This is a genomic window from Treponema sp. R80B11-R83G3, assembly GCF_054786115.1.
In genome coordinates, this window is record NZ_BDHF01000462.1 from 1 (window position 1) to 495 (window position 495).

At 56.8% G+C, this 495-nt stretch carries 1 protein-coding gene; it reads right to left on the minus strand.

What is annotated here, in order from left to right; translation table 11 throughout:
• Nucleotides 1–495: leucine-rich repeat domain-containing protein (locus ACYVRH_RS14470; RefSeq protein ID WP_461257567.1), on the minus strand; the 495-nt coding region annotated here is incomplete at both ends.

Here is a 495-nt window from a genome sequence, read left to right on the forward strand (position 1 = left end):
ATCCCCAATGCTGGTAACACCGGCGGGTATGGTTACGCTGGCAAGGCCGGTGCAGCCGTAAAAAGCGTAACCCCCGATGCTGGTAACGCTGTCGGGTATTGTTACGCTGGCAAGGCTGGCGCAACCGCGAAAAGCGTTATCCCCAATGCTGGTAACGCCGGCGGGTATGGTTACGCTGGCAAGGCCGGTGCAGCCGTAAAAAGCGTAACCCCCGATGCTGGTAACGCCGGCGGGTATGGTTACGCTGGCAAGGCTGGCGCAACCGGAAAAAGCCCAATCCCCGATGCTGGTAACGCTTGCGGGTATGGTTACGCTGGTAAGTGCGCAATTGCTAAAAGCAGAATCCCCTATGCTGGTAACGCTGTTGGGTATGGTTACGCTGGCAAGGCTGGTACAACTAGAAAAAACGTAATCACCGATACTGGTAACGCCGGCGGGTATGGTTACGCTGGCAAGGCTGGCGCAACCGGAAAAAACCCAATCCCCAATGGTGGT